This is a genomic window from Streptacidiphilus jeojiensis (assembly GCF_042510965.1).
Lineage (GTDB): Bacteria > Actinomycetota > Actinomycetes > Streptomycetales > Streptomycetaceae > Streptacidiphilus > Streptacidiphilus jeojiensis.
This window is the reverse complement of record NZ_JBEUKS010000006.1, coordinates 497267-510811: the sequence shown is the minus strand read 5'-3', so window position 1 is coordinate 510811 and position 13545 is coordinate 497267. Positions and strand designations below refer to the sequence as shown.

At 72.7% G+C, this 13545-nt stretch carries 11 protein-coding genes and 1 tRNA gene; 3 read left to right on the top strand and 9 right to left on the bottom strand.

From position 1 onward, the window contains the following. Nucleotides 1-183 precede the first annotated feature (183 nt). The gene (locus ABUW04_RS19775; protein WP_051726130.1) at nt 184-1452 is read left to right on the top strand and encodes a S53 family peptidase; all 1269 of its coding nucleotides are present in this window, start codon (nt 184-186) and stop codon (nt 1450-1452) included. A 75-nt stretch (nt 1453-1527) separates the two neighbouring features. Here the strand turns inward: ABUW04_RS19775 and ABUW04_RS19770 are convergent, their stop codons facing one another. Further along, the gene (locus ABUW04_RS19770) at nt 1528-2382 is read right to left on the bottom strand and encodes a thioesterase family protein (protein ID WP_380565978.1); all 855 of its coding nucleotides are present in this window, start codon (nt 2380-2382) and stop codon (nt 1528-1530) included. A gap of 87 nt (nt 2383-2469) precedes the next feature. On the opposite strand from ABUW04_RS19770, the gene ABUW04_RS19765 reads away from it, so the two are divergent. Then, complete coding sequence (locus tag ABUW04_RS19765) at nt 2470-3270, top strand: SDR family NAD(P)-dependent oxidoreductase (protein ID WP_380565977.1); 801 nt, start codon at nt 2470-2472, stop codon at nt 3268-3270. A 22-nt stretch (nt 3271-3292) separates the two neighbouring features. On the opposite strand, the gene pgi is transcribed toward ABUW04_RS19765, so the two are convergent. From pgi to ABUW04_RS19750, 3 genes are read right to left on the bottom strand one after another with little or no spacing between them, the layout of a single operon-like run. After that, nucleotides 3293-4954 (bottom strand): glucose-6-phosphate isomerase, encoded by a 1662-nt coding sequence (gene pgi, locus ABUW04_RS19760; RefSeq protein WP_380565976.1) that lies wholly within the window; start codon nt 4952-4954, stop codon nt 3293-3295. A gap of 43 nt (nt 4955-4997) precedes the next feature. Continuing rightward, nucleotides 4998-6218 carry a sensor histidine kinase gene (locus ABUW04_RS19755; RefSeq protein ID WP_037594701.1) on the bottom strand — a complete coding sequence of 407 codons (1221 nt, stop codon included), beginning with the start codon at nt 6216-6218 and terminating at the stop codon, nt 4998-5000. Next, nucleotides 6215-6796, bottom strand: a complete 582-nt coding sequence (locus tag ABUW04_RS19750; RefSeq protein ID WP_380565997.1) for a response regulator transcription factor — start codon at nt 6794-6796, stop codon at nt 6215-6217. Before ABUW04_RS19750 ends, ABUW04_RS19755 begins: the two co-directional genes overlap by 4 nt. A 493-nt stretch (nt 6797-7289) precedes the next feature. Between ABUW04_RS19750 and ABUW04_RS19745 the strand changes: the two genes are divergently transcribed. Further along, nucleotides 7290-8144, top strand: coding sequence for an RNA polymerase sigma factor SigF (locus tag ABUW04_RS19745; protein WP_380565975.1), 855 nt, complete (start codon nt 7290-7292; stop codon nt 8142-8144). 101 nt (nt 8145-8245) lie between these two features. Here ABUW04_RS19745 and ABUW04_RS19740 read toward each other — a convergent pair whose 3' ends face one another. The 5 genes from ABUW04_RS19740 to ABUW04_RS19720 all read right to left on the bottom strand — a co-directional run bounded on the left by ABUW04_RS19740 (nt 8246) and on the right by ABUW04_RS19720 (nt 13524). Continuing rightward, nucleotides 8246-9766 carry a DEAD/DEAH box helicase gene (locus ABUW04_RS19740; protein WP_380565974.1) on the bottom strand — a complete coding sequence of 507 codons (1521 nt, stop codon included), beginning with the start codon at nt 9764-9766 and terminating at the stop codon, nt 8246-8248. 170 nt (nt 9767-9936) lie between these two features. Beyond that, nucleotides 9937-10010, bottom strand: a tRNA-Met gene (locus ABUW04_RS19735). A 97-nt stretch (nt 10011-10107) separates the two neighbouring features. Then, a complete protein-coding gene (locus tag ABUW04_RS19730; protein WP_380565973.1) occupies nt 10108-10959 on the bottom strand; it encodes a MerR family transcriptional regulator in 852 nt (283 codons plus the stop codon). Between the two features lie 112 nt (nt 10960-11071). Beyond that, nucleotides 11072-12319 carry an iron uptake transporter deferrochelatase/peroxidase subunit gene (efeB, locus tag ABUW04_RS19725; RefSeq protein ID WP_380565972.1) on the bottom strand — a complete coding sequence of 416 codons (1248 nt, stop codon included), beginning with the start codon at nt 12317-12319 and terminating at the stop codon, nt 11072-11074. Continuing rightward, nucleotides 12316-13524 carry an EfeM/EfeO family lipoprotein gene (locus tag ABUW04_RS19720; RefSeq protein WP_380565971.1) on the bottom strand — a complete coding sequence of 403 codons (1209 nt, stop codon included), beginning with the start codon at nt 13522-13524 and terminating at the stop codon, nt 12316-12318. The genes efeB and ABUW04_RS19720 overlap by 4 nt, the downstream gene beginning before the upstream one ends. Nucleotides 13525-13545: the final 21 nt, after the last annotated feature.

Genomic DNA, 13545 nt, shown 5'->3' with positions numbered 1-13545 from the left:
CTTGCTCGCAGGCTGTGAAAGGCCTGTCATCGGCGGGAGAAATCGCCAAGAACGGCGCACATCTGTGACGCGCAGGTAAATCCCACTGAGGCCACCTTGTTGTCGATGGTTCGTCAACCTTAGCTTCGGTGCGATTCAGCACGGCCCCCGGTTCCCCCGAGCACAACTCCTGGAGGCAGCGCCTTGCGCAAGCTACTGACCACCCTGATCGGCGCGGTGGCCCTCACCGTGTCGGCCCTCGCCGTCTCGGCCCCCGCCGACGCCGGCACCATCGCCGCGACCCCCAAGATCGGCGTCACCTGGACCAACGTCTGTGCCGCCACCCCGGCGGCCGGGTACGCGTCCTGCAACGCCAAGCGCGTCACCGGCGGCACCACCGCCTACATGGCCGCGAAGGCCGCCAGCCAGGGCAAGAGCGTCGCCCCGCTGGCCAGCACCTCCAGCCCGTCCGGCTTCGGCCCGACCGACCTGCAGAGCGCCTACGGCCTCGCCTCCGCCGCGGCCAGCAACGGCTCCGGCGAGACGGTGGCCATCGTGGACGCCTACAACGACCCCAACGCCGCGGCCGACCTGGCCGTCTACCGCTCCTACTACGGCCTGTCCGCCTGCACCGTGGCCAGCGGCTGTTTCAAGCAGGTCAGCCAGACCGGTAGCACCACCTCGCTGCCCACCAGCGACTCCGGCTGGGCCGAGGAGATCTCGCTCGACCTGGACATGGTCAGCGCCGCCTGCCCGAACTGCAACATCCTGCTGGTCGAGGCCAGTTCGGCGTCGTACGCCAACCTGGGCACCGCGGTGAACGAGGCGGTCAAGCTCGGCGCCAAGTACGTCTCCAACAGCTACGGCGGCTCCGAGTCCTCCTCGGAGACCAGCTACGACACCTCCTACTACAAGCACGCCGGAGTCGCGATAACCGTCAGCTCCGGTGACTCCGGCTACGGCGTCGAGTACCCGGCCGCCTCCCAGTACGTCACCGCCGTCGGCGGCACCAGCCTGGTCAAGGCCACCTCCACCACCCGCGGCTGGACCGAGAGCGTCTGGAAGACCAGCAGCACCGAGGGTGCGGGCTCCGGCTGCTCCAAGTACGAGACCAAGCCCACCTGGCAGACCGACACCGGCTGCACCAAGCGCACCGTCGCCGACGTCTCGGCCGTGGCCGACCCGGCCACCGGCGTCTCGGTCTACGACACCTACGGCGTCAGCGGCTGGTACACCTTCGGCGGCACCAGCGTCGCCTCGCCGTTCATCGCCGCGGTCTACGCGCTGGCCGGCACCCCGTCCACCAGCTCCTACCCGGCGTCCTTCCCCTACGCCCACACGTCCTCGCTCAACGACGTGACCAGCGGCTCGACCTCCACCTGCTCCCCGGCGTACCTGTGCACCGCGGAGACCGGCTACGACGGCCCGACCGGCCTCGGCACCCCGAGCGGCACCACCGCCTTCGCGGGCTGACGCTCCGTCACTGAGCTCCATCGCATAAACGGGGAGGGCACCGACCGCCGGGTCGGTGCCCTCCCCCACGTCAGGTCACGCCGGCCGCGGCACGACCGCCAACTGCCGGGACTGGGCCACCAGTCGGCCGGAGGCGTCCCACACCTCGGCGTCCTCCTCCAGCAGTCCGCCGGCCAGGTTCCGGGTCGAGTGGACCACGCGGAGCCAGCCGGGCACGGGCCGGGCCCGGACGTGGACGGTGAGTTCCAGGGTCGGGGTCCAGCCGAAGAGGCCGAGGTCGAAGGTGACCGGCGGCAGCGCGTCCACGGCGAACAGCAGCATCAGCGGGTCGGGCTCGCGGCCGTCCGCCATCCGCAGCCAACCCTGGATCCGGCCCTCCCCGGAGGGCTTGCCCAGCGCCCAGCCGACACAGGCCGGGTCGAGCCGCAGCTCCAGCCGCTGCAGCAGGGCGGCCTCGGTGAGGAAGTCCGGGGGCGCCAGCTCGGAGCTGATGCACTCCTCCACCGGCGGCAGTTCCGGCGGGGTGGCGCTGGTGCGGACCTCGCCCTTCGCCGCGTCCAGGTCGCCGTAGGAGGCGAGCACCCGCAGCCGCTCCACCATGGCGCCCTGCTCGTCCGGCTGGAGCAGGGTGGCGGCGCCCGTGGTGAAGGTGCGTCCCCGCCGTACCGCCTCGGTACGGATCTCGCCGGGGCCGGGACGGGCGGCGGAGATGTAGTAGGCGCTCATCGAGAACGGGTCGCCGTGGTCGTTCACGGCGCCCAACTCCTGCCGCAGGGCGTTGCCGACCAGGGCGAGCAGCAGCCCGCCGTTGATGCCGCCGCCGATGCGCCAGCCCGGGTCCAGCGCGGCGTCGTACACCGAGGGCACACCGGGGCGTGCCGTGACGGCGATCCCCCGGTCGAACTCGGACACCTGATCCGCTGCCGTCATACCGGTCGCTCCTCAATAAGTTACTTGCCAGTAGCTAACTGCACTGTCGCTTCCAAAGTCAAGGCGACGCTGGTAGTCATCGGTGGCATGACGGACAGCGAGACAGCGGACCCCTTCGGCCTGACCGACCGCGTCGCCGTGGTCACCGGCGCGGGCAGCGGCATCGGCCGGGCCACCGCCCAGGTACTGGCCGCCGCGGGGGCCTATGTGGTGTGCGCCGACGTGAACGGGGCCGCAGCCGGGGCCACCGCCGAGGGCATCGGCAAGTCGGCCGGCGCCGCGGCGCTGGACGTCACCGACCGGGCGGCGGTCTTCGCCCTGATCGAGAACACCGCCGCCGAACGCGGCCGGCTGGACATCCTCTGCAACATCGCCGGCATCATCCGCACCGGCCGGGTGCTGGACGTGCCCGAGGCCGACCTCGACGCCGTACTCGCCGTCAACTTCAAGGGCACCTTCCACGCCTGCCAGGCGGCGGCCAGGATCATGTGCGCCAACGGCGGCGGCAGCATCGTCAACACCGCCTCCGGAGCCGTGGACACCGCCCAGCCCGAGATCATGAGCTACTCGGTGTCCAAGGCCGCCGTGGTGCAACTGACCCGCAACCTCGCCGCCGAGGTGGGCCGCTACGGCGTCCGGGTGAACGCGGTGGCACCCGGCCTGGTGCGCACCGCGATGACCGGACGCCACTACCTGCGGCCCGACGGCAGCATGGACGAGACCGCCCGCGCCGCCGCCGAGAAGCCGCTGCGCCGACTGTCCCCGCTGGGGATGATCGGCGAACCCGAGGACATCGCCTACGCCGTCCGCTACCTGGTCAGCGATGCCGCCCGGTTCGTCACCGGACAGATCCTGCGTCCCAACGGCGGTGTGGCGATGCCCTGGTGAGTGGGCGTCAGTTGGGTGGGTGTCAGCGTCCGCGCAGGGTGCGGTAGCGGGTGGCCAGGGCGGCGGTGGAGGAGTCCAGCGCGTCCAGACCCGCACCCTCGACCAGGACCGGCTCGATCCTCTTGGCCAGCACCTTGCCCAGCTCCACGCCCCACTGGTCGAAGGAGTCGATGTTCCAGATCGCGCCCTGCACGAACACCTTGTGCTCGTACAACGCGATCAACTGCCCCAGCACCGACGGGGTCAGCTCCTTGGCCAGGATCGTGGTGGTGGGGTGGTTGCCCTTGAACGTCCTGTGCGCCACCAGGTCCTCGGCCACCCCCTCGGCCCGCACCTCGTCCGCGGTCTTCCCGAACGCCAGCGCCTGGCCCTGGGCGAACAGGTTGGCCATCAGCAGGTCGTGCTGCGCCACCAGCCCCGGAGCCAGGTCCGCCACCGGCTCGGCGAACCCGAGCAGGTCCGCCGAGATCACCTTGGTGCCCTGATGGATCAACTGGTAGTACGCGTGCTGCCCGTTGGTGCCCGGCGTGCCCCACACCACCGGACCGGTCTGCCACCGCACCGACTGACCGTCGCGGTCCACCGACTTGCCGTTGGACTCCATGTCCAACTGCTGCAGATACGCCGTGAACTTCGACAGGTAGTGCGAGTACGGCAGCACCGCATGCGACTGCGCATCGAAGAACGCCCCGTACCACACCCCCAACAGACCCAGCAGCAGCGGCACGTTCTCCTCCGGCGCCGCGGTGCGGAAGTGCTCGTCGACCAGATGGAACCCGGCCAGCATCTCCCGGAACGCGTCGGGCCCGATCGCGATCATCAGCGACAGGCCGATCGCCGAGTCGTAGGAGTACCGGCCCCCCACCCAGTCCCAGAACTCGAACATGTTCGCCACATCGATACCGAAGTCCGAGACCCCGGCGGCGTTGGTGGACAGCGCCACGAAGTGCTTGGCGACCGCGTCCTTGCCCGCACCCAGCCCCTCCAGCAGCCAGCTGCGCGCCGAGGTGGCGTTGGTGATGGTCTCGATGGTGGTGAACGTCTTGGAGGCGACGATGAACAGCGTCTCGGCCGGATCCAGGTCGCGGACGGCCTCGTGCAGGTCGGCGCCGTCGACGTTGGACACGAAACGGACCGTCAGGTCCCGGTCGGTGAACGAGCGCAGCGCCTCGTAGGCCATCGCCGGACCCAGGTCCGAGCCGCCGATGCCGATGTTGACGACGTTGCGGATCCGCCGGCCGGTGTGCCCGGTCCACTGCCCCGAACGGATCCGGTCGGCAAAACCGGCCATCTTGTCCAGCACCGCGTGCACACCGGGCACCACGTTCACCCCGTCGACCTCGACCACCGCGTCCCGCGGCGCCCGCAGCGCGGTGTGCAGCACCGCCCGGTCCTCGGTGATGTTGATCTTCTCGCCGCGGAACATCGCGTCCCGCAACTCGAACACCCCGCGCGCCGCCGCCAACTGCCGCAACAGCCCCAGCGTCTCATCGGTCACCAGATGCTTGGAGTAGTCCAGGTACAGATCCCCCACCCGCAGGCTGTAGCGCTCCCCGCGACCGGCGTCCGCGGCGAACAGCTCCCGCAGGTGCACCTCACCCAACTCGGCCCGGTGCTTTCCCAACTCCGCCCACTCCGGAGACCGATCCAGCGGCAGCCGGTCGGAACGGGTTCCCTCGGACATCGCGTTGACTCCATTCCTGCAGAGGTTCGGTACGTGCCCGAGCCTATCCCGCGCGCTCCTCCTCGGGCGGACCGACGATCGGCAGGCTGAGCCGTACGGCGAAGCCCCCCTCCGAGGTGACGCCGCTGGTGAAGCTGCCGCCGAGCAGGGTGGCGCGCTCCCGCAGGCCGATCAGGCCGTGCCCGCCGCGCGGCAGGTCGGACAGATCGGTGCCGTCCCGGACCAGTGTTGGCGGGCCGTTCACCACCGAGACCACCAGCCGTTCCCCGGCCGAGGACTCACCGCCCGGGGGGCCGCCGTTCGGCCAGACACAGCGCAGCTCCACCTCGGTGCGGGCGCCGGGGGCGTGCTTGCGCACATTGGTCAGCGCCTCCTGCACCGTCCGGTAGGCGGCGCGCTCCACCGGCTCGGGCAGGGCCGGCGGCACCGGGCCCGGCAGCCGCAGCTCGGCGTCCACGTCCGAGTCGGCCACCAGCCGGGGCAGGTCGGCCAGCCGGGGCTGCGGGGCCAGCTCGGTGGGTCCGGCGCCGGCGGCGCGCAGCACCAGGATCATGCTGCGCAGCTCCTCCAGAGTGGCCACCGCCAGCCCGCGCAGGGTGCCCGCGGTGGCCCGGACCTCCGGGTCCTTCGCGGTCACCTGGAGCGCGCCGGCCTGCACCGCGATCAGTCCGGCCTGGTGCGAGACCACGTCGTGCATCTCCCTGGCGATCCTGGCCCGCTCCCGGGCCAGCACCGTCTCGGCGTGCAGCTCCCGTTCCTGGTCCCGCAGCGTCGCCAGCTCGGCGACCCGTTCGGACAGCGCCTCCCTGGTGCGCGCCAGCAGTCCCAGCGCCGCCGGTCCGGCCGCCAGCATCACCGCGTAGATCAGGTCCTGGGTGTGGTCGCTCAGCGTCTCCACGGTGAACTGGTGCAGCGGCCAGGGGACGAACAGGCCGAGGCCGACCAGCCCCGCGCCGAGGTACACCTGCCAGTGCGGGCGGGGGGTGCGGGCCAGGCTGTAGAGGGCGGCCATGGCCGCCAGCACGGCCGTGCCCGCGTACAGCCCCGGCAGCACCACCAGCAGCACCAGCCGCGGGAACCGGCGCCAGAACAGCAGCGAGGCCGCCGACACGATGGAGACGGTGAAGGTCCAGTCGCGCGGCGGCGGGAAGTTCAGCAGGGCGTCGACGGTGGACGCGGCCACCAGGACCAGGGTCACCAGCGCCTGGCGCACCCGCCGGGGCAGCCGGCGCCAGAGCGCGGGGACGCTGCGCGGCCCGGTCATTCGAGCAGTCCGGCCCGCTCGGCCAGGACCGCCGCCTGGATCCGGTTGGCCACCCCGAGCTTGGTGAGCACCGCGCTGACGTAGTCCTTGACCGTCGCGGCGCCCAGGTGCATCCGCGCGCCTATCTCGATGTTGGACAGCCCCTGCCCCAGGAAGCCCAGAACCTGCAGTTCCCGCTCGCTCAGCGCCCCGATGATCTCGCCGCCGCGCACGCCGCCGCGCCGTTCGGCCGCCCGCAGCCGCCGCAGCAGCGGCGCCGACAGGCAGCCGGCGCCGGTAGCCACCGCCCGGACCGAGCGGGCCAGCACGTCCGGCTCGGTGTCCTTGAGCAGGAAGCCGCTGGCGCCCAGCCGCAGCGCCTGGTCCAGGTACTCGTCGGTGTCGAAGGTGGTGAGCATGGCGACCTCCGGCGGTTCGGGCAGCGCCCGCAGCCGGCGCAGCAGGGTCAGCCCGTCCACGTCGGGCATCCGGATGTCCAGCAGCACCACGTCCGGGCGCTGCTCCCTGACCACGTTCAGGGCGTCGGTCCCGGAGCAGGTCGCCACCACCTCGATGTCCGGGGCGGAGCCCAGGATCATGGCGAGGCCGGACCGGATCAGCGCCTCGTCGTCGACGATGGCGATCCGGAGCGGGAGGCTGCTGGCTGAGTGAGGGGGCAAAAGGACCTGTCCTGGACGATTCTCTGACATTGCTCCACCGGCGGCGCGCCGTTCCGGCGTCGCTTCAACACCTCGTTGACCTGGGAGTACCGCGTGACCGTACCCCAGGCTCCAGCGCTGGGCGAATCCGCGGCGGCCGGAGGCCCACCCCCGCTCCGCCCCCCGGTCGGTGGGCGGACAACCCCTGGTCGGGGGTGGTCCGGAGGTTCGGGTACGACCAGGATGGGCCCCTGGCGCCGGCAACGGCGCGTCGGCGGGCACCACGGGGGGGTGCCCGCCTTTGGCATGGGCCCGGGCCGTGCCATGCTTGGGCGGAAGGCATCCCGGGTAGGGCACGACGGAACAGCTCACCACACGCGGCCGGAGCATGGCAGCCAGCCATGCGGACCGAATCCCGACGAAGGAGCTTGGTATGCGGCAGACGGTACGCACGGTGGCGCGGAGGACCTCGGCCCCGGCCGGACCGGCCCCGGCCGGACTCCCCGAGATCCCGGAACCGTCGACGGTGTCGCCCGAGGACGCGCGGGTGCTGTCACGGCTGCTGTTCGACCGCCTGGGCCAGCTGGAGGAGGGCACTCCGCAGTACGCCTACGTGCGCAACACCCTGGTCGAGCTGAACATGGCGCTGGTGAAGTTCGCCGCCGCGCGGTTCCGCACCCGCAGCGAGCCGATGGCGGACATCATCCAGGTCGGCACCATCGGACTGATCAAGGCCATCAACCGGTTCGACCCGGGCCGCGGCCTGGAGTTCACCACCTTCGCGCTGCCCACCGTCACCGGCGAGATCAAGCGCTTCTTCCGCGACACCAGCTGGGCCGTACGGGTCCCGCGGCGGCTCCAGGAGCTGCGGCTGGAGCTGGCCAGGGCCACCGACGCGCTGCAGCAGGAGCTGGACCGGACCCCGACCACCGCCGAGCTGGCGGCCCGGCTGGGCCTGACCGAGGCCGAGGTGGAGGAGGGGCAGCGGGCCGGCCTGGCCTACTCGGCCGGGTCGCTGGACGCGGCGGCCGAGGAGGGCGAGGGTTCGCGCGGCGAACGGATCGGCTACGAGGACCCCGGTATGGCCCGGGTCGAGGACCACGAGTCGCTGCGGCCGCTGATCGCGGAGCTCTCGCCGCGGGACCGGCAGATCCTGTCGCTGCGCTTCGGCTCCGACCTCACCCAGTCGGAGATCGGCGCCGAGCTGGGGCTCTCGCAGATGCACGTGTCGCGGCTGCTGACCCGGACCCTGGGCAGGCTGCGGGCCGGACTGCTGGCCGAGGACTGACGCTCGGAGCGCCCGTGCCGTGCCCGGGACAGCCGGGACACCCGTGACAGACCGAGGGCCCCGAACCGCCTGCAGCGGTTCGGGGCCCTCGTGTGGCTGTCCTAGGCCGCGCGGCTGGGGCGCTGGCCCTGGCCGGAGGGACGGCGCGGGCGGCGGCCGCCGTTGCCGCCACTGCCACCGCTGCGGCCGGAGCCGCCGCGGGGGCCACGGGGTCCCTGCGCGGGCACGGCGGGGGCGGGCGCGGTGACGACCACCGGGACGCCGCTGGGCTTGCGGGCGCCGGTGATCCGGGCCAGCTCGGCGTCGCCGGCCCGGACCCGGTCGTTGTTGGGGGTGATCCCGGCGTCGGCCATCAGCCGCGCCATCTCCCGGCGCTGGTTGGACAGCACCAGGGTGACCACGGTGCCGGACTCCCCAGCGCGGGCGGTGCGGCCGCCGCGGTGCAGGTAGTCCTTGTGGTCGGTGGGCGGGTCGACATTGACGACCAGGTCCAGGTTGTCCACGTGGATGCCGCGGGCGGCGACGTTGGTGGCGACCAGGGCGGTGATGTGGCCGTCCTTGAACTGCTCCAGCACCCGGTTGCGCTGCGGCTGGGACTTGCCGCCGTGCAGCGAGGCCGCGCGGACGCCGTTGGCGAGCAGCTCCTTGGCCAGCTTGTCGGTGGCGTGCTTGGTGTCCATGAACATGATCACCCGGCCCTCGCGGGCGGCGATCTCCACGGTCACGGCGCGCTTGTCGGCGTCGGCGACATAGAGCACGTGGTGCTCCATGGTGGTCACGGCGCCGGCCGAGGGATCGACCGAATGAGTGACCGGGTCGCTGAGGAAGCGGCGCACCAGGCGGTCCACGTTGCGGTCCAGGGTGGCCGAGAACAGCATCGTCTGGCCGTCCGGGCGGACCTGCTCCAGCAGATTGGTGACCTGCGGCAGGAAGCCCATGTCGGCCATCTGGTCGGCCTCGTCCAGGACACTGATGGCGACCCGGTCCAGCCGGGCGTCGCCGCGGTCGATGAGGTCCTTGAGCCGGCCGGGGGTGGCGATCAGCACCTCGACGCCGCGGCGCAGCGAACCGGCCTGGCGGCCGATGGACATGCCGCCGACGACCGTGGTGAGCCGCAGGTTCACGGCGGTGGCGTAGGGGGTGAGCGCGTCGGCGACCTGCTGGGCCAGCTCGCGGGTCGGCACCAGCACCAGGGCCAGCGGGGCCTTGGGCTCGGCGCGCCGGCCGGCGGTGCGGGCCAGCAGGGCCAGGCCGAAGGCCAGGGTCTTGCCGGAGCCGGTGCGGCCGCGGCCGAGGACGTCGCGGCCGGCCAGGGCGTTGGGCAGGGTCGCCGCCTGGATCGGGAACGGCTCGGTGACGCCCTCGCGGGTCAGCGTGGCCAGCAGGCCGCTGGGCATCTCCAGCTCGCTGAAGGCGGCGACCGGGGGAAGCGCCGGGGTGGTGCTGACGGGCATCTCGAACTCGCCCTGCGGGGCCGTGTTCTGACGGCGGCGCGGGGCGCCCTGCTGCGGGCGGCCACGGAACTGCCCGCCGCCGCCACCGCTGCGGGTGCCCGTCCCGGTGGGACGGCCGAAGCGGGTGGCGGGACGCTGGTCATTGGAACGGCTGGTGCGATGGTTCACGGAGAACCTTCCTCGTAGCGGCACGCTTCGAGGAGAGCTCCGCAGCGCTGGGCGCGGAGGATCGCAAGAACGAGCCAGGGGGCGGCGGAGAGTTCTCCGCAGGGGCGTGATCTGAATCACACGCAAAACTCTGCAGGCCCAGCGAGAACGCCGGGCCTACAGAGTTCAAGTAGCGGGGACAGGATTTGAACCTGCGACCTCTGGGTTATGAGCCCAGCGAGCTACCGAGCTGCTCCACCCCGCGTCGGTAACTCAACTGTACCAGAGCGGGACGATCAGCTCGGAGCAGGGCGGCCGCGGACGGCCGCGGACGGTCGCGGACGGTTCGGGGACGGTCGTGGTCAGCCGGCCGCGGTCGCGGCGAGCGGTGGCAGCGGCGCGATCACGTCGCTGACCGGGGTGTCCGGGGTCACACCCCGGGGGTCGGCGAAGAAGACCTGGCGGAGCGGGCCGCGCGGGGACAGCACCTCGTCCTGCGCGGTGATCCAGGCCTCCAGGGTCTCCCCGGCCCGCATCCCGTCGGCCGGCGACAGCTCCCGGCGGGTGAGCCGGACGTAGGCCTCGCGGTGCGCCGGGTCCTGGCGGATCGTCAGGTCCGGGAAGCGGGCCGCCATCGCCTCGACCGCCTCGTCCGGGATCGGACGGCACCACTCGATCGGGCCGTCCGAGTCCTCGTCCACCTCGCCGTGGTAGATGAAGAAGGGCGCTCCCTCCATCCCGGCGAGCCCGGGGACGGTGCCGTCGCCGAGGCGGACCACCATCTCCACGGTGAAGTCGTTGATCTCGGCCGACGTGACATGGCGCAGCGAGCAGATCAGGGTGCGCGCCGGCATTTCGCGTACTGCGACGGGCAGCATGGTGGATCCCTCCGAGAGCGTCTCGACGAGGAAGCGGACGATGTCGCGGCGCTGCTGCTGCTCCGCCTCGACCTCGTCCCAGTAGCCGGACACGGCCTTCGCCGCCTCGCCCCGCGGCAGGTCGCAGACCTCGCGGATCCGGGCCAGCGGCATCCCGACCCGGCGCAGTCTGGCCACCAGCCGGGCCCGGGCCAGCTGGTCCTGGCTGTAGCGGCGGTAGCCGGACACCGGGTCGGTGTGCGCGGGGACCAGCAGTTCCAGCTCGTCGTACAGCCGCAGGGCCTTCGGTGACAGGCGGGCCGCCTTGGCGAAGGCTCCGATGGTCCAGAGCTCCATGGCCGTCCCCCTCCCCCCGTACCGGACTTCTCGGTACCGGACTTCCTCGTCCCGGGCCTTCTGCCCGGTCACCACGATGCTGGGCCTTCCCCCTGGGACAAGGTCAAGGCCGTCAGGACAGCATGCCCGCACCGAGGAAGTCGGACCCGTCGCGGACCCCGGGCAGGGCGAAGAAGTAGCCGCCGCCGGTGGGCTGGATGTAGTCCACCAGCGGCTCGTCGGCGAGCCTGGCCTGGACCGCCTCGAACTGCCGGACCACGTCCTGCTGGTAGCTGCAGAAGAGCAGGCCGACGTCGAGGTTGCCGTTGACGTCCACGCCGCGGTCGTAGTTGTAGCCGCGGCGCAGGATCTGCTGGGCGGCGGTGGCCCTGGTCCGGGGGTTGGCCAGGCGGATGTGCGCGCTCATCGGGACGGCGATGCCCTGGGGGTCGGCGGCGTAGTCGGGGACGTCGGTCTCCCGGTTGCCGTCCAGCGGGGCACCGGTGTCGCGGCGGCGGCCGATCATGGTCTCCTGCTCGTGCAGCGAGACCCGGTCCCAGAACTCCACCAGCATCCGGATGATCCTGACGACCTGGTAGCTGCCGCCCTCGGCCCAGGCGGGCTCGCCGCCGGCGCCGCCCCTGGTCCACAGCAGGGCGTCGGCCACCGCTGCGGTGGCCACGTCCGGGTTGGCGATGCCGTCCTTGAAGCCGAGCTGGTTGCGCTGCGCGCCGGTGGGGCGGGGGGCGGCGTGGAAGCCGTCGGCCTTCCAGTTGAGCTGCATGCCGGAGCGGGTGTGCTTGGCGATGTCGCGCAGCGCGTGCATCACGGTGTCCCGGGAATCGGCGCAGAACTGGATCGACAGATCGCCGTGCAGCTCTGTCGACCCGGCCAGGTGGTCGTTGGGGAACACCGGCATCGGCTTGAGCCGGGCCGGTCTGCGGGCGGCCAGGCCGTAGCGGGCGTCGAAGAGCGAGGAGCCGACGCCGACGGTGACGGTCAGCCCGTCGGCGGGTACGTCCGGGCCGAGGGTGGCGCTGTCGGCGGGTACCGAGGCGACGCTCACGTCCGGCGGGGTGCCGCCGGCGGTCAGGAAGCGGATCCGGTCGGTGAGGGTGCGGAACAGCTCGCGCAGGGCGGTCCTGTCGACGGCGGTGACATCGAAGGAGGCGAAGGTCGCTGCGGCCTGCTGCGGGGTGGTGATCCCGGCCTGGTGCGGCCCCTCGAAGGGGATGCGGCGCCCGGCCGGACCGGGGTCGCCGCCGTCGGACCCGGCCGCCGCAGCCCGCTCCACGCCCAGCGCGCCCACCCCGACCGCGGTGCCCACCGCGGCCCCGCGCAGGAAGGAGCGGCGGCGCAGCGGCTCGGACGTGGGGCTCATGCGGAGGGCCTTCCCTGGAGCAGGTCGGGGACGGTGGACAGCTGTTCCAGCAGTCCGCCCAGGGCGCTGTCGAGCCGCTGACGCTGCGTCAGCGGCAGGGCGGCCGGGGCGGTCCAGCCGTCCGTGGGGCTGCCTTCCGTGGGCCCGCCCGGGGCGGTCCGGCAGGCGGCGAGGTCGGCGTCGAGCGCGGACAGTCCGGCGTCGACGGCGGGCAGCAGCGCCGGGTCGCGCGGGGTGATCAGCGCGGTGAGGGTGCCGAGCACCGCCCGGGTCCCCTGCACATTGGCCTGCAGCGTCGCCAGCGCGGTGCCGCTGCCGTAGTCGGAGGCGCCGGTGAGCTGGAACTGCAGGGCGTTCTCCAGGATCTCGTGGCTGCGCAGCGGCAGGTCGCCGGGGTCGGTGTCGGCGCTGGGGAAGTCGGCGATCATGTCCTGCACGTCCTTGACCAGCCCGCTGCCGAGCGGACGCAGCACGGCGGCGCCCTGGCCGTGCCACAGGCCGTACTCGATCCGGTGGAAGCCGGTCCAGGACGGGTCCGCGGTGCCGCCCGGCAGGCCGTCGGCGGTGCCGTCGATGGCGCCGTCGAAGTCGCCGAAGGAGTTGTAGGCGGCGCCCAGCCGCTCGTAGTCCAGATGCGCGGGCAGCCAGTCGGCGCGGGCCCGGGCCAGGTCGCCGGCGGCCAGGTCGGCGTCGAGCCGGCGGCTGGCGGCGAGCAGCCCGGGCAGCGCCGCGGTGACGTAGGCGCGATAGGCCGTCACCGGGGCGCCCAGGTCCAGGTCGGGCAGCGGCGGGACGCCGGCGACCGCGTCGGCGACGGTGCCGCTGAGGGTGCGGCTCGGGGAGGTCCGCACCTGGCCGTCGGTGAACACGCAGCGCAGCGCGTAGCTGCCGCCGTCCAGGGTGGTGGAGAGGGTCCTGGGCACCCCGGGCAGCAGCGACAGCACTTCGGCGTAGACGTCGCCGCTGCCGGGGGCGATCAGATAGACCTCGGCCGGGTCGCGGGCGGTGTCGCTGAGGCGCAGCACCAGGTGCCCGGCGTGCCCGTCCGTGGCGGCGGCCCACTCCGCGCCGCAACCGCTCTCACTGACGGTGATCACGGGTGCGGCGGGAGCGTCCGCGGCGTCGGAGACGGCGACGCCGAGCAGGGCGATCACCGTCGCCGCGGTCAGTGCGGCCGCTGCGGCGCGGAGCGGGGGTCGGCGCATGGTCCGGTGCTGTTCCAGTCC